Here is a 16,165-nt window from a genome sequence, read left to right as displayed (position 1 = left end):
CCGGATTCCCGATGAACACCACGCCTGTCCAACCTCAGGCGCAAAAAAGGCTGTTCGCACCAACGGCTCTGCTGCACCTACCTGACGCAGTCCATATATCACTGCCGGTTTCGTTTTTTGCAATCGATTGTAATGAGAAGGCCAAATGGCTGTAGCTTCGCTGGATAGATCAAACCTCAATCGCCCATACTGGGGCGCCATCCTTGGCGGCAAGGTCGTCGAGGCTGACAGTGACCAGGCGTTTTTTATTGTCGAGGAAGCCGCGACCGCGAACCCGCTGGGACAAGTGGTGTCCGCAGACGAAACGCTCGTAGACCGAGCGGTCGCCGATTCGCGGCAAGCGTACGAAAATGACTGGCGCCAACGTTCGCCTCGCGAGCGTGCCCAGTTGTTGCATCAGGTGGCGGCGAAGATTCGCGAGCACGCCGATGAACTGGCCGAACTCGAGGCACGCGAAGTCGGGAAACCGAAACGCGATGCGCTTCGCTTTGACGTCTCCTACTGTCACGCGTGCTTCGATTATTTCGCAGGTCTGGCCGATACGCTCCACGGTGAAATCCTTGACCAAGGTGCAATTGAGGCGCGCGTGCTGTTCGAGCCGTATGGCGTGGTCGCAGCCATCCTTCCGTTCAACTGGCCACCGATTCACTTTGCGAAAAAGTCCGCGCCGGCACTGGCCGCCGGAAATACCGTCGTCGTGAAACCGGGTGAGCAGGCTCCACTGACCGTCATGCGGCTGGTCGAGCTGGCCAATCAGATTCTCCCCCCCGGCGTCCTGAACGTCGTTCCGGGCATCAAGGCCGGCCCCGCCCTGGCGTCGCACCCCAAGGTCGAACGCATCAGCTTTACCGGCGCAACAGCGACAGGTCGTCGCGTTCTGCAGAGTGCCGCGGAGAACATCACCTACGCGACCATGGAGCTTGGCGGCAAGAACGCCCTCCTCATTCTGGAAGACGCAGACATGGAAGTGGCCCTGAACGTCGCCCTTGAGGGGATGTTCTATAACCAAGGGGAAGCATGCACGTCGACGGCGCGTATTCTCGTCCATGAATCCCGGTACGCCGAGTTCGAAGACAAATTTGCGCGCGCAACGGAGAAGCTCGTTGTCGGCAACGGTCTCGATCCGAAAACGGACATCGGTCCGATGGTAGACGGCAAGCAACGCGATCGCGTGATGGGGTACATCGACATCGCCATGCGTGAAGGCGCACGGCTCGTGACGCAAGGCAAGCTGCCGACCGACACGCAATACGAACGTGGATACTGGGTACCGCCTACCGTACTTGGCGATGTCGTGCCGACGATGACGGTCGCCCAGGAAGAGATCTTTGGGCCGGTTGCTTGCTTGATGCGCTTCAAAACCGAGGACGAAGCGGTCGAGATCGCAAATGGCACGGCCTATGGACTGACCGCGGCAATTGTCACGACAGACGAGAATCGCGCGTGGAAACTCGCGCCGCGTCTCGAAGCCGGGATGATCTTCGTCAATAACTACATGCGCAGGGCATTCCTCGGTTCGCCGTTCGGTGGAGTGAAAGGCAGCGGATTCGGCCGTGAAAACGCGACAGAAACCCTCAAGGAGTTTGTACGCTCGAAGAACGTCCGCTTCCCGTCCGGAAAGGCACCGATTCCAACGTGGCCGCCGAAAGACTAAGCATTGCGCCAGCGGGTTGCTGCTAGCAAGGCATGCCGGTGTCGTCCCGGGAGACAAACACGGACGACACCGGTGTCCACTTCAAGGCAATAAGGAACAGACACAATGAAGAAGATTCTCATCAAGAACGGCTATGTCGTCACCGTCAACGGAGAGCGCGAGGTATTCGAGCGCGGCGCGGTCGCAGTCGAAGGCAAACGCATCACCGGAGTCTACGCGTATGAAGATACGCCGGTCGATGATTTCGACGAAACCATCGATGCCACCGGATGCCTGGTCATTCCTGGCCTCATCAATCTGCATCAACATCCGTGGTACTCGATGTTCAAGGGTATCGCGGACGGGATGCTACTCGAAGACTGGATCAACGATCTGGTCTTTCCTCTGGTTCGCAATCTGTCGAACGACGCGATGCGTCTGAGCGGATATCAATGCGGGCTCGAGATGCTTGCAACCGGCACGACGACGTCATTCAACCACTCCGTGTCGGTAAGCGACGAAGCGATCGTGAAATCGAGCGTCGAGTCCCAGGCAGAAATAGGCATCCGCCAATTCTTCGGCAAAGAGCTGCGCTGCCGCAACAGCCGATTCCTCGACCACCCGCTTTCTTTGGACGAGTCACTTGCGGCTGCTGAAGAAGATATCCGCCGCTGGGACGGGAAACAGGACGGCCTGATTCGCATGGGTATGGTCATCGAAGCCAACGCCCATTGGACTTCATCCGGCATGAGCACGGAAGAGCTCATCATCCGGGGTACGGAGCTGGCGAGAAAGCTGAATGTTCGCATCAGCAGTCACATCGCAGCGGGTACGTTCTCCACCGAAAAAGGCTTCCTGAAGCATCTGCGGGAGACCGGCCGCACGGATGTGCGGTATCTCATGCAACTCGGCGTGCTGGATGAACAGTGGATGCTGATTCACGGCATCCACTGCACCGAGCTGGATCTTGAGCAAATGGCGCACGTGGGTGCCGGTCTGGTGTACACACCAACCAGCGAAGCCATGCGCGGCGGCGGCATCGCCCCCGCGGCAAATGCATTGCGCGCGGGCGTTCCGACGGCACTCGGCACCGACGGCGCCATGGTCGACTACACAAACGACATGCTCGAGCAGGTCAAGGCATGTGTGCTCTTCCAACACCAACGCCATCTCGATCCGACACGCATGCCGTTCGAGCGAGCACTGGAAATGGCGACCATCAATGGTGCTCGCGTTCTCGGTGTCGCCGACGAACTCGGCTCGCTCGAGGCGGGAAAGCTCGCCGATATCGCGGTCTTCGATATGCGAGGTCCCCACGTCGGTTCACTTCAGCGCCCATTGTCTGCATTCCTCGGCGCCGGCAAGGGAACGGATGCGAAATATGTCATGGTCAACGGCGAAATCGTGTTCCGCGAAGGGAGCTTCACGAAGTTCAAGGACCGTCAGGAAGTCCTCAGCAGCGTCGAGCAGCTTGCCGCTGAAATCATCACGAAGTCGGGCCTTGCATCCAGGCTCCACATGACGTGGAAAGAGAAGTGTCCTCCGATCGCCATTGCGCGCGCCCCGGTCTAGCCTGGCGCCCTCACCTCACCGAGTTAGAGCCATGGAATACGTGAGTCTCATCCTCGCCCTCGCGTTCCTCGCAGCAGCCATTGTCAACTTGTCAGGTCCTCCCGCCATCCGCGCCGAGTTCGCAAAATGGGGCTACCCGGCCTGGCTCCGAGTGGCAGTAGCAACCTTTGAACTCGTTGGGTCGATCTTGCTGGTTACGCCTGGAACACAATGGCTCGGGGCTTCGATTCTTCTTGCGGTTACGCTGGGGATCCTTGTGTCATTCACCAGATCGAAAGAATGGATGCGGATGCAATATCCGTTCGTATTGTTCTTTCTTCTGGTGGCCCTTGTACAGCAAGCCCATGTATCAGGCCGCGTACTTGCGGGGTAACCGCTTGATTATCGCGACCGCGCGACGTACTAACTGACAAGTCAATTCGTGTCTACCGGTGCGCAAAGCTGCCGCGACCGCACGCGCGCTTCTCATCGCCCGGGTATCGAACGTTCTCGGCCTTCCCGCAGACCAGTTGTCGACTCGCGCCGGCCGCGTCTACGTGACCACCGACCGAAAACGATCCGCAGCCTATCGCGATCTGGTTCTCGCCGAATGGGCCACCGTGGCCGTAGACGAAGCGGTACCGCTCAAGCAGGCATCTAAGTTCTCAGTGATCGGCAAGCCGGTGCCGCGCGTGGATTTGCCCGGGAAGGTTACCGGGGGTCATCCCTACCTGCAGAATCTTCGCTTGCCCGGGATGGTCCATGCGCGTGTCATTCACCCGCCGATCACCGGATCAACGCTAGTTAAGCGTGGACCGCAAAAGTCTGGCGGAATTGCCGGGTTTCATCGATATCGTTGTCAAGCGCGACTCCGCTGTCGTAAGGTCTGCCACGCAGGGTTCATTTCCGCTGCGTGATGCCACGTACTCCGAATGAGGCGGTGCGCTTTAGTTCAAAAGAAGTGCTGACCCTCGACTGGGCTAGCTACCCGATCCTGCGATTCAGCGAATGCCCTTCCGAAGTGACCATTTGGTTGATCGACCGCCCGGACAACGCACCGGTCGGCGCAGGCGAGCCGACGGCGCTGACGATTGCCCCGGCTGTGGGAAATTCCATCTTTCACGCCACGGGCGTTCGCATTCGGAAAACGCCGTTCACCGCAGAGCAATTCAAAGCGTCTCAGAATGTCTGACCCTGTAACCGACAAAGCGGACCGGGAGCCCGGACTTCGAGATGTTTCGACGCTGCGGCGCACATAGCGAACACACGTGTGCTCGCTATGTGCGCCGCAATATCCAGGGATATCGATGCCCTGCCCCCGACTTTCCCCGCCGCAGACTGTCTTATTGCGTTGAAAGAACCGTTGCTACCGGCACCGGATGTCGACGGCGATAGAATGCGAGTCCGTAGACGCTGACTGCGGCTACAGCGATCGGCACAGACACCACGGCGAACATCACCGCGGGCGCCCATTGCGCGGCGAGCATAACGCCACCGATCATCGAGCCGACAATCGAGCCCACTCGCCCCATCCCCAACGTCCACGCCACGCCGGTGGCGCGTGTCGCTGTCGGATAGAAACTCGTGGACAGGATACTTGTCCCTGTCATGGCGCCGCCGGTGCCGACACCAGTCAGAAAGAGCGCGACCAGCGCAAGCGCAGGAGCCTCCGTCAGATGACCGAACGACGCGAGGCAGATTGCTGCGCAAAGGAACGCGCCGGCCACCACGTACTGCGGATTCATCCGGTCCATCAAGAACCCCAGGAAGATCGCACCGAGACCGTTACCAGTCAAATAGAGTGCCGTCATCAGCGATGCACGGCCGAACGGCACGCCGCTCTCCTGGATCAATATGGTCAACCAGTTGCCGAGAAAATAGACGGCCAGCAACGCCATGAATCCCGTGACCCAGAGGAGCAAGGTGCCACCGCGGAGCCCGGGACGCAGCAGATGGTTCACCGGGAATCCCCGAGCGGGTTCTTCATCGAGCGTAAGGCGCATATTGCCCAGCGGCGTTTGCGGTTCGATTCGCTGAATGATGGCATGCGCATCGGACTGGCGGCCACGTGCCACCAGATAACACGCCGACTCCGGCAACCAGACGATCAGAAATACGGACAACAGCAAAGGTAATACGCCGCCCAGAAGCAGCATCGATTGCCAACCATAGTGGCTGACCATATGCGATGCGAGCAGACCACCCAACACACCGCCTACGGAGATGCCGCATCCAAGGGGCGCGATGAGCGTCGAACGCATGCGGTCCGGACTATATTCAGCGGCCAGCGTATAGGCGTTCGGCATCGCTCCACCCAATCCGAGGCCGGTCACGAAACGCAGCGCGATCAATGTTTCGATCGACGTGGCCGTCGACGAAAGAATGCTGAACAGACCGAACAGGAGTACCGCGCAAATCAGTGTAGTCTTTCGTCCAAAGCGATCCGCAACCGGCCCGAAGACGAACGAACCAATGGCGAGGCCGAAGAATCCGGCGCCGAACACCGGCGCGAATTGCACCGGGCTTGCCCCAAAATGTGATTTGAGTGCGGGGGCAATGAAGCCAACGACGACCGTGTCGTAGCCATCCAGGACCAGAATCAGAAAACAGAGAACGAGTGTTCTAATCTGAAATCCCGACATCTTCCGCCCGTTAATGAACGCTCGAACCGAGATGGATTGTGTTGCTAGCATCCTAATGCTCCTATTGCGTGTGAAACGCTTGTTCGGCCTGAAAGAATGGCCGCTCAGATTTGCGGTAGCGCCCGTTCGCCGACTCGCGGGGTGGCGCCGCAGGGGCCGCATTCGCCAGTCGTGGCGGGAGCAACCCGAGGACATACACCAAGGTCGCAGCCGGGTAATCGATCAAAACGAGTGCGTGATGCCCACACCGAATCCGGTGAGGGTCATACCGATCACGGAACCCGGCAATGGGTTCGTCGAGTAGTTGTATGAAGTACCGGCTCGATTCATCAGTCGGCTAAACACTGCGTACAGGGTGGTGCGTTTGGAAAGCGCGTAGTCGTAACCCACCGATATCTGGCGAGCACCGGAATCCACACCGGGCCGCCCGATACCACCAATGGCAACAGTCGCATTCCCTGTTGCCGCCTGCGCCTGGATGTATGAAACCTTGATCGATTGCACAGTCCATTGGTACACGGCAGCCAACTGCCATGCCCAACGGTTCGTGTAGGTTGACGGTGTCGGCTCGTAATGCAGACGTTCGGCAGCGCCGCGGACACTCAGACTTCCATACGTGTAGGCGATGCCGAAACGGTGCCCGTTATCCATAGTGCCCGGCCCAAAATAGCTGTTGTGCCGTTCGTACGCGTATGACAGATAGATAGCGCTGTTCTGGTATGCCAAAGAGGTCGACAACAGCGACGGTGTTTGCGTAGCGGTTTTCTCATTGGGCAGCGAACATCACTTGTCCCGTCAGGCCATGCCAGTTCGGCGACGTATACAGCACGCCATTGGCCTGTCGGCGGTCGAATGACGAATCCCCCTGCGCGTTACCTCCGGGGAAAAAGCCATTGCCCATGATGCTGTTCGCGCCGGCAATCGTGTTCATGAAAAATGGGTCAATCGGAACCCATGTCGACGCACGGTAAGGTGTCAATTGAAATCCCATCGATACCTGACCATAGGGACCGCCAAGACCGACATAGGTATCGCGGTCATTCACGCCACCGGCCCCTCGATTGAGGAAGACATTCCCCTGAATCTGGAAGAACGCACGCCAACCACCACCGAGATCCTCCGCTCCCTTCATGCCGAGGAACGACAGGTTGTTCGACTCCCGCCAGGTGGACGGAATGCCCTTTCCGCCACTCCCTCGAACGTTCTCGATATCGGTGTTCAGATAACCGAACAGCGTCACGCTGTCAGCAGCCATACATGAAGCAGAAGCGAAAAGTATGGCTGCGGCAAGGGCCGTTCTACTGGCCGTATTCATCGCATCGTCTCCGGTGAAAAGAAGGACTGGTCTCGCTCGTTCTGTTCGGTGTACTTCATACGCAACGCCCCTGCGGTCAACGATTTTGTTCGCCGGTTTTTGCTATAGACGCAATGCCGGCCCACTTGCCAGCTCCGGCAACTGCCAGTGCCAAAAGTCTGCAAAAGCGAATTTATTGCAATCGATTGCAGAAAGCAAACTGTGGTTTACCAGTGATAGCGGCCTAGAAATACGAAGAATAGCACGGCACAAAGGGGCTTTTGTCACACGAAATGAGGGTAAACACCAGTCAACGGCCTTTTGACAATCGGGTCTTCGATCATTATTCTGCAATCGTTTGTATTCTCTAGTGATAATGAGAATGGAGTTCGGGATCGCAACCGCGGCTCAGTGGCCATGAGCGGTGCTCACGATCCACATGCAACACGTTCCGGTTCACTTCAAATCAATGAAAGCGAGGTACGCATGGCAAATGATGCGCAGAAGAAACACGTTCGAAGCTATATCAAACGCGAGGCCGCGCAAGAGCGCGCGTACTCCCCGGCAGTCGTCACGCAGGGGGGGGGGGCAAGATCGTGTGGTTGGCGGGGCAAACCGTGGTCGAAGACGAACATGGCAACTCCCTTGCCGGGAATTTTTCAGGACAAGCACGGGAGATCTTCTCCCGGATTGCCAAGACGCTCGATCAAGCCGGTGGAACGCTCGCCGATATCGTCACGATGACGGTTTCGATTACGGATTCGCGCTTTGGAGATCAATTCACCAGGATTCGCAAGGAGATTTTTGGAAACAACTTTCCCGCGAGCGCGTTGATTACGGTGGTGGGCCTGGCCAAACCGGACATGCTGATCGAGGTACAAGCGATTGCAGTAGTCGACTAAGTGCCTGAACGGGCGGAGATGCGGGAGCATCTCCGCCCAATTGCTTTAGTCCGACACAGTCGGCCTAACGCTCCCAGCGAGTCGAATTTTGGGCCATTTGAAGATACTGCCGATCCACACAGCCGTGGCGCGATTGGCTTGTCGACGCAAACGCGTGGGCATCGCGAATGCGCGAGACCTGTTCCAGACCCGCGTCTGAAATGCTCATATCGCGAATGAGTCCGTGAGCCGGATCCACCAGATCCTCGAGTACTGCTCGGGCATCATCGTCCGTCAGGTTAACGAACTCTTCTCGCAGTATTTCGACTGAAGCGTCGTTGTTGCTAACTTCGAAGATCCAGTTCAATGCTTCACGGTAGGCCAGAATGAATGAGATAAGTTGATCCTGATTTTTGGAGGCCCACGACTGCATGACCGCACCAACCGTACCCAGGTAGTCAGAAAACAGCGAACTGCCATGCACCAGCACATTAAGCCCTTGGCGCTCTCCCAAGCGCTCAAAGGGAGTGCGCACCAGCGTCCCGTCGTGCCTTCCAGCGACCAATGCGCGATAACGATTACCCGTGCCTCCAGCTGCATCAAATGTCACGTCGGTCACCGCGATCTGGTTCGCCACAAGGATTTCCCTCAGCACGAACGCAAAACCGGTTGTCAGTGCATCGACCGAAAGAGTCTTGCCTCGCAGCTGCGACACGGACGTGACTTCCGATTTCGCCATCAAAGACAGGAAACCATGATCGCCTCCCATGAATGCAACCAGGTCAGGAGCACTTCCGTCCGCAGTCTCTCCCTGCCCGCCCCTGTATGCGAGTACGTTGTCCACACTTGTCAAGGCTACGTGTGCGGAGCCGGACGTCATGCGGTTGATCATGTCGACGGAACCCTTTACATACTCAAGACCGACGTCCAGTCCGTACTTTTCAAAGTACTGCCGTTTTTGACCAACCCATATCGGCAGGTTAAATGCGCCCTCGAAGCCGAGGACAGTAAAAGCATTCAGATTCTCTTCCACGTGCCACCCTGTTTGGATTTTGCAATCGATTGCATGCTACTTGGAGGAACCGCGCGTCGTCAAGGCGTCACAGCGGAAACGTCGCCCCGTTCTGCTGATTGTTTGGAACGCCTTGAGGCCAACCTCGAGGTCGCGGTGCAGACGAACTCGCGGCAAGAGTCGATCTGGCTCATGTTGCAATTTCGCCTTTTCGTACAGGCGCACGCAGATACATCAGCGCCCTTAACTAGCTGGAGCGCGGCGATTGATACCGCGTTATCGTAACCATGACGAGAAAAAAGCGGACAACCCTCAAGGAATTGGCGGAATCCGTTGGCGTTCATATGTCCACGGTTTCGCGCGTGTTGAACCCAGAGACTCGCCATCTGATCAGCGAAGCTGCGGTCGAGCAGGTCCTCAGGACTGCAAGACAACTGAATTTCTCCCCAAACCGGAACACTGCCACGCTTCACACCGGGCGCTCTTGCATCATTGGCATCGTGCTGCCGGATATTGCCAACCAGGTATTTCCACCAATTCTGCGCGGCATCGAGGACGAACTCGCCAAAAAGGGGTTCGTTCCGTTGATCGCAAACGCCGAAGGTGGAAAGGAACGGCAACTATTCGTTATCGATCAGATGGCCGGGCGTCAGGTTGATGGCTTGATGCTGGCGACTTCCGGCCGCAACGACCCCATCCTCGAGCATTGTCTTGAGATGGGAATACCGGTAGTAGTCGTCAATCGAAGTGAAAACAGTGGCCGTGCTTCCTGTGTCATCAGAGACAACCAGCTGGCGATGCTGCAGGCGGTAACGCATTTGGTGAAGCTTGGTCATACCTGCATTGCCCACGTCGCCGGCCCGAGTGACCTGTCGACTGGTTACGAGCGCCGCCGGGGTTTCCTTGAAGCAATCCGGGAGAAAGGCCGAACGATAGCCGAATGTCCGGTGTTCGAATCCAAAGCGTTCTCCCGTGACGAAGGTCGTACCGCATGCGACATGCTACTTGAGCTCCATCCCGGAATCACTTCGATCATCGCCGCCAACGACCTGCTTGCGCTCGGCTGCTATGACTCCATTCACGCACGCGGTCTCCGGTGCCCTCAGGACATTTCGGTCGTCGGCCACAACGATATCCTACTGATGGATTCCGTTGCACCTCCTATGACTACAGTACGCATCCCTCTGTACGAGATGGGGGTTCGTGCTGCAATCTTGATGCTGGAAAATCTCGATGGCTGTACAACGGCACGTGTCAACGTTGTGCTGAGGCCTGAACTCGTCGTCCGCGAATCCACGATCGCCAGATAGCCACCATCTGCGCGGCGTAGTGCCGCGCGTTCTTCCCGCCCCTTCTTCCCGCGCGTTCTTCCCGACGGCACATCTACTTCGAGCCTAAGCATGCCGCTGATTCGTGGTTGATGCTGCAAACGATTGCTAATTTTTCACCAAATCACATCCAGTTCTCCACGAATACATCCTATACCCACGTAAAAAAAGAGTTTTTGACAGCCTTAATCTGTTGAACTATCATGCAATCGATTGCAATGGAGACGTAAGATGACGAAATCTGAACAACGCAGCAGCATCGTTAGCGATGCCGCGTCGGTGACGGGCATCGTACTTGCCGCTATGAGCAAGACCGAAAGCCCGCGCCTGAAGGAAATCCTGAACGCGTTCGTAGAACATAGCCACGCGTTCCTGAACCAGGTCAAGCTGAGCGACGAGGAGTTCGAGCAGGGCCTGGATTTCCTGAGGAACGTGGGCTTGACCTGCACGGACAGCCACAACGAAGTCGTGCTGTTGGCGGACGTGCTTGGCCTGTCCACTCTGGTCAAAGTGCTGAACAACTCGGCACATGAGGAACGGACGGGCGGCGCCTTGCTCGGGCCGTTCTTTCGTGGCGGCTCGCCGCACTATGAGCTCGGTGCGTCGATCGTTCAGGACAATGCACCTGGAGCACGCATCTTTGTCAGCGGGCAAGTTTTGAATACGCGGCGAGCGCCGATCCGCAACGCGAAGATCGATGTGTGGCAGGCATCGCCGGTCGGCCTTTACGAGAATCAGGATCCGAACCAACCGGACATGAACCTGAGAGGCCATTTCTTTACCGACACGAACGGCCGGTTCCATTTCCAGAGCTTGAGGCCGGCCGGCTACCCGATACCCACCCATGGACCAGTCGGCGCGCTGCTCCGCATACAGCATCGACACCCGTTCCGGCCGGCTCACCTGCACTTCGTTGTTATCGCAGACGGCTATTCGACACTCATCTCGCAAATTTTTGCCGATGACGCCGAGCACCTGGACTCCGACGTCGTCTTCGGCGTCACGCGCGATCTGGTTGGCAAGTTCGAGCGGCATGAGGCAAACATCGGACCTCATCCCGAGCAGAAGGCGCCGTACTACACGCTCCGCTGCAAATTCGTGCTCGCGGAAGGTGTTCCGACGTACCCCACGCCGCCGATCAAATAGGAGGAACTTCTCATGTCCCACACGTTAGACCAGAAGGTAGCGGTCATCCTGGGCGGCACCGGCGGCATTGGCGCCGCGACGGCACACCGGCTAGCACTTTCGGGCGCTTGTGTTGTCGTAGTCGGCCGAGACGATGTCTTGCACGCGCGAGCGGTGGCCGAAGGCTTGCCGGGGGAAGGACATTGCGCTGCACTTGCATCGATCACCGATAGCGCTACGCTCAACGAGCTGGCCGGCACTGTGCGCGACCGCTATGGTCGTGCCGACATCCTGGTTAACGCCGCCGGCTTCACGCAGCCGGTCAGACACGACAACCTCGACGCGTTGACCGATGAACTGATCGACGACATGTTCAAGGTGAACTGGCGAGGTCAGTTTGCCGCCATCCGTACATTCCACACGCTGCTCGCCGAGTCGGGCGACGGGTTGGTCGTCAATGTGTCTTCGATCTCGGCCACGACCGGCGTTGGCAGCAACATCGCGTACTGCGCAGCGAAAGCCGGCCTCGACATCATGGCGGCATCGCTTGGCCGTGCGCTGGCGCCACGGATCCGGGTTGTGAATGTATCTCCGGGCGTTGTCGATACGACATTCGTGCCGGGCCGCGGGGCAGATTTCAATGAAAAGGTGGCGGCGACCACCCCGCTCGGTCGAATCGGAACCCCCGATGACATCGCGGCCGCGATCGAAGCGTGCGCCACTCATCTGAAATTCACGACTGGTGTGACGCTCGTCGTCGATGGCGGTCGCCGGCTGAGCTAGTTCAAACCCGTTCCGAGGAAACACATGCATTCACGCAAGACCATCATCACCTGCGCGGTAACCGGGAATCTGACCAAGCCCGAGCAACACCCTGGACTGCCTGTTACCCCAGAGCAAATTGCCAACGCATCGCTCGATGCAGCACGCGCCGGCGCGGCAGCGGTACACATCCACGTGCGAGACCCCGAAACCGGTCGCCCCTCGATGGACATCGAGCTCTACCGCGAAGTCATTCAACGCGTTCGCGCAAAAGACACTGACGTCATCATCAACCTGACGACAGGCCCTGGCGGACGCTTTATCCCGAGCGATGACGATCCCAAAGTTGCGGCCGCTGGAACGACGCTGATGCGCCCCGAAGATCGTGTCGAACACATCCTGGCGCTGCGCCCCGACATTTGCAGCCTTGACCTGAACACTATGAACTCCGGTGCAGATGTCGTCATCAATACGCCGAAGAACGTCACGCGCATGGCGGCGGTGATCCGGGAAGCTGGCGTCAAACCTGAACTCGAGATTTTTGATTCGGGCGATATGCATCTCGCACTGGACCTGATCAAATCAGGGGTTCTGGACGGCCCCGGGCTGTGGACTTTCGTGATGGGCGTGAAGTATGGATTCTCCGCTTCGCCCGAGTCCGTGATGTACGCCCGTAGCCTGCTGCCCGCGGGCGCACAATGGGCCGCGTTTGGCGTCGGCCGCTTCGAGTTTCCCATGGTTGCTCAGGCATGGCTGGCAGGCGGTCATGTCCGCGTGGGTCTCGAAGACAACATCTACATGTCCCGGGGCGTGCTGGCGGAAAGCAATGCCGCGCTCGTCGAACGGGCAAGCGACATTGTGCACTCGCTTGGCGGCGAGCTGGCAACCGCCCGGGAAGCACGCGAACAGTTGGGGTTGCGCCGGTGAATACAGCCCTGAGCGCCTTGCCACTCGTTCCGTCAGTCGACCCGAGCGCTTTCGTGGCTCGAGGCACGCAACTCATCGGGGACGTGACGATTGGCGAACAGTCGTCCATCTGGTTCAACTGTGTCTTGCGCGGCGACGTCCAGAGGATCTCGATTGGACGACGGACCAACATCCAGGATGGATCGATCGTTCACGGCACGACCAACGGGCTGCCGACCATTGTCCGCGATGACGTCACCGTCGGTCACGGCGCGATCCTGCACGCCTGCACACTCGAAGATGGCGCCTTTGTCGGCTTCGGGGCACGCGTCCTGGACGGCGCCGTCGTCCAATCCGGAGGCATGCTTGCCGCCGGCGCGGTGCTGTCGCCGCGCAAGATCGTCCGTACTGGAGAACTTTGGGCGGGAAGCCCTGCGCGTTTGCTGCGAACCCTCACCGACGACGAACACGCGAGTTTGAGCTTGGCCGCTTCACGCTATGTCGCACTTATTGATCGCTATAAGACCAATCAATTCGTCACTTTGACATTTTAGGAATACCAGAAATGAAAGCAGTGCGTGTTACGGCGCCCAGCGCCAACGTCGATTCATTGGACCTGAATATCGCTCCCCAGTCCGCACCGACCGCCGACGCCGGAGAATGCCTGGTACAAGTGGTGAGCGCGGGTGTCAACCCGAGCGACGTGAAGGCTGTACTTGGCGGCATGCCGCATGCGGTGTGGCCCCGTACACCTGGCCGCGATTATGCGGGGATTGTTCTCGATGGCCCTTCTGAGCTGATCGGCCAGGCGGTTTGGGGAAGCGGAGGAGAGCTCGGTATTCGGCGTAACGGTTCACATGGCCACTATCTGACCGTTCCCACTGCTGGTGTGCGCGAGAAGCCCGCCAATCTGTCGATGGAAGAAGCCGGTTCCATCGGCGTTCCGTTCATTACGGCATATGAAGGACTGCGACGTGCCGGGGGTGCAAAAAAGGGCGATGTCGTACTCGTGTTCGGCGCAAACGGCAAAGTGGGTCAAGCAGCCATTCAGCTCGCGACGAACGCCGGCGCAAAGGTATTTGGCGTCGAACGCACCGCTCAAAACTATCTCGGGCATGCGAATGGCGCAGTGATCATGATCGATGCATCATCGCAAAAAATTGCAGAGATCGTGCGTGAGAATACGGGCGACCATGGCGCCGACATCGTCTATAACACGGTTGGCAGCCCGTATTTCGACCAGGCCAACGCGGCGCTAGCGAAGCGCGGCACGCAAATTTTCATCTCCACGCTCGATCGCACCGTCCCGTTCGACATCTTTGCTTTCTACCGTGGTCAGCATACGTACGTTGGAATCGACACGCTTGCACTGGATAGCATTGATGGTGCCCAAATCCTGGACCAGTTGCTCCCCCTGTTTGTCAACGGAAAGCTGAAGCCGTTTCCGATCAACCAGGAGTCTGTATTCCCGATCGATGATGCCGTTCGTGCCTATCAGGCAGTGTTGCGCGGTAGCACCGACCGTGTCCTGCTCAAGCCATGAACGTCACCCGATTCGACTCGGCGCCCGAGTACTTCCCGGAGAACCATTTTTCGATGCGCTGCGTAAGGCTGCAAGGGCATGAGGCGGGAGAATCGGACGCGCTATGGCTTGGCGTTTCCACAATTGAGCCGGGTGGTTACACGTCGTTTTCCGCATCTGCAGTCGAGAAGCACTACGTCGTGTTGTCAGGGGAGCTGACCGTGGAAACACATGCCGGTACGGCGGTACTACGCGCCAACGATTCGTGCCGTCTCGCGCCAGGTGAAGCCCGGGCACTCAGGAATTTATCTTCTACCCCGGTCGCCGTGCTCCTGGCCATGCCGCTCTCCTGATTACTTGCCCCGCTCCATCGTTTGCCTGGACGCGTTTGCACTGAAGTTCACTAACGACGGAGCGGGTGCCTTCCGGACGGTATGACTAGTGCGAGAACATCTCGCCCCCGTGTGCAGTCGTCAAAGCTATGACGGGCGCGGTGGTTATGCCGAAATCACGAGACCTGGCAGGCGGGCGACTCGACCCACTGGTGTTAGCGCAATGGCTTGCGCATCCTGGGCCCGGCCACTGTGCTACTTAATACGGCGACAACCGCATTTATCAGCGGATTATCACGAGCGGTACTCCACGCCAGGGCGGTGGTCACTACGCTCACGTTTTCCTTGAGCGGACGAAACACAACATTCTCAGGCGCCAGTTTCTTCAACGAAGCCGGCACCAAGGCAATACCTTGACCGCAGCCCACGAAAGCAACCTGTGAAGCCACCGAGCGGACCTGATGCAGTATTCGAGGCGAAAACCCGTTGGAACGGCAAGACGCCACCAGACTGTCGAAGTGCACGGGACTCACCTGGCGCGAAAACATCACGAAATCCTCTTCCGCGAGCGACGCCAGCCGGATGCGCGAGACACCCGCCATTGCATGCTCTCGAGGCATGGCCACCACCAGGCGATCCTCCGCCAGCGGAAGTGACTCAATGTTCCCGCCGAGTTCGCCCTCCAGTCTCGCAAAAGCCAGGTCAATGTCACCCGACTCGAGTGCGGGAATAGCTTCGACACTGTCGATCTCTCTTACCGATACCGTGAGTTGCGGATACTCGGACTTTAGCCGCCCGATGAGCGGCGGCAGCACATCCAGCATCGCTGACGAAATCGCGCCGATGGTCAGGACGCCGCTTCGGCCGGCAACGGCCTCGCGCACCGCAAACTCAAGCCGCTCAAGCTGGTCCGCGAACTTGCGCACCGCCGGCAGGATCGCAGCCCCAATCGGGGTAAGTTGCGTTCCGCGCCGGGACCGCTCGAACAGCTTCACCTTCAACGCCTGTTCGAGTGCCTGGATCTGCTCGGTCAGTGGCGGCTGGGACATATCCAGGCGCCGTGCAGCGCGTCCGAAATGCTGCTCCTCGGCCACGGCCAGGAAGAGCCACAGATGACGGATAAGCCTGAAATTGATCATGACTGTTTGATAGGTTGGACGTATTGCAAGCTTCCATT

The 16,165-nt window shown here is 58.4% G+C and carries 17 protein-coding genes; 12 read left to right on the top strand and 5 right to left on the bottom strand.

Annotation, left to right across the window (positions count from 1 at the left end; genetic code table 11):
- Nucleotides 1-145 precede the first annotated feature (145 nt).
- The 4 genes from AC3WOG_RS08610 (at nt 146) to AC3WOG_RS08595 (ending at nt 4,376) form a co-directional block, all read left to right on the top strand.
- Nucleotides 146-1,654, top strand: a complete 1,509-nt coding sequence (locus tag AC3WOG_RS08610; RefSeq protein WP_492577584.1) for an aldehyde dehydrogenase family protein — start codon at nt 146-148, stop codon at nt 1,652-1,654.
- A 105-nt stretch (nt 1,655-1,759) separates the two neighbouring features.
- Entirely contained in the window at nt 1,760-3,205 is a 1,446-nt protein-coding gene (locus AC3WOG_RS08605; RefSeq protein WP_492577583.1) for an amidohydrolase family protein, read from the top strand.
- Between the two features lie 31 nt (nt 3,206-3,236).
- Complete coding sequence (locus AC3WOG_RS08600; protein WP_492577582.1) at nt 3,237-3,578, top strand: DoxX family protein; 342 nt, start codon at nt 3,237-3,239, stop codon at nt 3,576-3,578.
- 522 nt (nt 3,579-4,100) lie between these two features.
- Complete coding sequence (locus tag AC3WOG_RS08595) at nt 4,101-4,376, top strand: hypothetical protein (protein WP_492577581.1); 276 nt, start codon at nt 4,101-4,103, stop codon at nt 4,374-4,376.
- A gap of 151 nt (nt 4,377-4,527) precedes the next feature.
- Here the strand turns inward: AC3WOG_RS08595 and AC3WOG_RS08590 are convergent, their stop codons facing one another.
- The 3 genes from AC3WOG_RS08590 to AC3WOG_RS08580 form a co-directional block, all read right to left on the bottom strand.
- Entirely contained in the window at nt 4,528-5,877 is a 1,350-nt protein-coding gene (locus AC3WOG_RS08590) for an MFS transporter (protein ID WP_492577580.1), read from the bottom strand.
- Between the two features lie 171 nt (nt 5,878-6,048).
- Complete coding sequence (locus tag AC3WOG_RS08585; RefSeq protein WP_492577579.1) at nt 6,049-6,564, bottom strand: porin; 516 nt, start codon at nt 6,562-6,564, stop codon at nt 6,049-6,051.
- Nucleotides 6,565-6,592: 28 nt separating this feature from the next.
- Entirely contained in the window at nt 6,593-7,141 is a 549-nt protein-coding gene (locus tag AC3WOG_RS08580; RefSeq protein WP_492577578.1) for a porin, read from the bottom strand.
- A 596-nt stretch (nt 7,142-7,737) separates the two neighbouring features.
- Here AC3WOG_RS08580 and AC3WOG_RS08575 point away from each other — a divergent pair.
- On the top strand, nt 7,738-8,022 hold the full coding sequence (locus AC3WOG_RS08575) for a RidA family protein (protein WP_492577577.1): 285 nt from the start codon (nt 7,738-7,740) through the stop codon (nt 8,020-8,022).
- 64 nt (nt 8,023-8,086) lie between these two features.
- Here the strand turns inward: AC3WOG_RS08575 and AC3WOG_RS08570 are convergent, their stop codons facing one another.
- Nucleotides 8,087-9,034 (bottom strand): ABC transporter substrate-binding protein, encoded by a 948-nt coding sequence (locus tag AC3WOG_RS08570; protein WP_492577576.1) that lies wholly within the window; start codon nt 9,032-9,034, stop codon nt 8,087-8,089.
- 266 nt (nt 9,035-9,300) lie between these two features.
- On the opposite strand from AC3WOG_RS08570, the gene AC3WOG_RS08565 reads away from it, so the two are divergent.
- The 7 genes from AC3WOG_RS08565 (at nt 9,301) to AC3WOG_RS08535 (ending at nt 15,009) form a co-directional block, all read left to right on the top strand.
- Nucleotides 9,301-10,323 (top strand): LacI family DNA-binding transcriptional regulator, encoded by a 1,023-nt coding sequence (locus AC3WOG_RS08565; protein ID WP_492577575.1) that lies wholly within the window; start codon nt 9,301-9,303, stop codon nt 10,321-10,323.
- 249 nt (nt 10,324-10,572) lie between these two features.
- On the top strand, nt 10,573-11,487 hold the full coding sequence (locus tag AC3WOG_RS08560) for a dioxygenase family protein (RefSeq protein WP_492577574.1): 915 nt from the start codon (nt 10,573-10,575) through the stop codon (nt 11,485-11,487).
- A gap of 12 nt (nt 11,488-11,499) precedes the next feature.
- Nucleotides 11,500-12,249, top strand: a complete 750-nt coding sequence (locus AC3WOG_RS08555; RefSeq protein ID WP_492577573.1) for an SDR family NAD(P)-dependent oxidoreductase — start codon at nt 11,500-11,502, stop codon at nt 12,247-12,249.
- A 24-nt stretch (nt 12,250-12,273) separates the two neighbouring features.
- Nucleotides 12,274-13,155 (top strand): beta-keto acid cleavage family enzyme, encoded by an 882-nt coding sequence (locus AC3WOG_RS08550; protein WP_492577572.1) that lies wholly within the window; start codon nt 12,274-12,276, stop codon nt 13,153-13,155.
- 53 nt (nt 13,156-13,208) lie between these two features.
- Nucleotides 13,209-13,688 carry a gamma carbonic anhydrase family protein gene (locus AC3WOG_RS08545; protein ID WP_492577571.1) on the top strand — a complete coding sequence of 160 codons (480 nt, stop codon included), beginning with the start codon at nt 13,209-13,211 and terminating at the stop codon, nt 13,686-13,688.
- An 11-nt stretch (nt 13,689-13,699) separates the two neighbouring features.
- On the top strand, nt 13,700-14,677 hold the full coding sequence (locus tag AC3WOG_RS08540; RefSeq protein ID WP_492577570.1) for a quinone oxidoreductase family protein: 978 nt from the start codon (nt 13,700-13,702) through the stop codon (nt 14,675-14,677).
- Nucleotides 14,674-15,009 carry a cupin domain-containing protein gene (locus AC3WOG_RS08535; RefSeq protein ID WP_492577569.1) on the top strand — a complete coding sequence of 112 codons (336 nt, stop codon included), beginning with the start codon at nt 14,674-14,676 and terminating at the stop codon, nt 15,007-15,009. The genes AC3WOG_RS08540 and AC3WOG_RS08535 overlap by 4 nt, the downstream gene beginning before the upstream one ends.
- Nucleotides 15,010-15,203: 194 nt before the next feature.
- Here the strand turns inward: AC3WOG_RS08535 and AC3WOG_RS08530 are convergent, their stop codons facing one another.
- On the bottom strand, nt 15,204-16,127 hold the full coding sequence (locus AC3WOG_RS08530; RefSeq protein ID WP_492577568.1) for a LysR family transcriptional regulator: 924 nt from the start codon (nt 16,125-16,127) through the stop codon (nt 15,204-15,206).
- Nucleotides 16,128-16,165: the final 38 nt, after the last annotated feature.

Source organism: Paraburkholderia sp. FW306-02-B, assembly GCF_058782725.1.
The sequence above is the reverse complement of the archived record's forward strand: the minus strand, read 5'-3'. Positions and strand labels throughout refer to the sequence as shown.

Coding starts and splice junctions, on each gene's coding strand:
- AC3WOG_RS08560 (WP_492577574.1), top strand. CDS start 10,573: ATGACGAAATCTGAACAACGCAGCAGCATCGTTAGCGATGCCGCGTCG.
- AC3WOG_RS08600 (WP_492577582.1), top strand. CDS start 3,237: ATGGAATACGTGAGTCTCATCCTCGCCCTCGCGTTCCTCGCAGCAGCC.
- AC3WOG_RS08550 (WP_492577572.1), top strand. CDS start 12,274: ATGCATTCACGCAAGACCATCATCACCTGCGCGGTAACCGGGAATCTG.
- AC3WOG_RS08555 (WP_492577573.1), top strand. CDS start 11,500: ATGTCCCACACGTTAGACCAGAAGGTAGCGGTCATCCTGGGCGGCACC.
- AC3WOG_RS08580 (WP_492577578.1), bottom strand. CDS start 7,141: ATGAATACGGCCAGTAGAACGGCCCTTGCCGCAGCCATACTTTTCGCT.
- AC3WOG_RS08535 (WP_492577569.1), top strand. CDS start 14,674: ATGAACGTCACCCGATTCGACTCGGCGCCCGAGTACTTCCCGGAGAAC.
- AC3WOG_RS08540 (WP_492577570.1), top strand. CDS start 13,700: ATGAAAGCAGTGCGTGTTACGGCGCCCAGCGCCAACGTCGATTCATTG.
- AC3WOG_RS08530 (WP_492577568.1), bottom strand. CDS start 16,127: ATGATCAATTTCAGGCTTATCCGTCATCTGTGGCTCTTCCTGGCCGTG.
- AC3WOG_RS08590 (WP_492577580.1), bottom strand. CDS start 5,877: ATGCTAGCAACACAATCCATCTCGGTTCGAGCGTTCATTAACGGGCGG.
- AC3WOG_RS08605 (WP_492577583.1), top strand. CDS start 1,760: ATGAAGAAGATTCTCATCAAGAACGGCTATGTCGTCACCGTCAACGGA.
- AC3WOG_RS08565 (WP_492577575.1), top strand. CDS start 9,301: ATGACGAGAAAAAAGCGGACAACCCTCAAGGAATTGGCGGAATCCGTT.
- AC3WOG_RS08595 (WP_492577581.1), top strand. CDS start 4,101: ATGCCACGTACTCCGAATGAGGCGGTGCGCTTTAGTTCAAAAGAAGTG.
- AC3WOG_RS08610 (WP_492577584.1), top strand. CDS start 146: ATGGCTGTAGCTTCGCTGGATAGATCAAACCTCAATCGCCCATACTGG.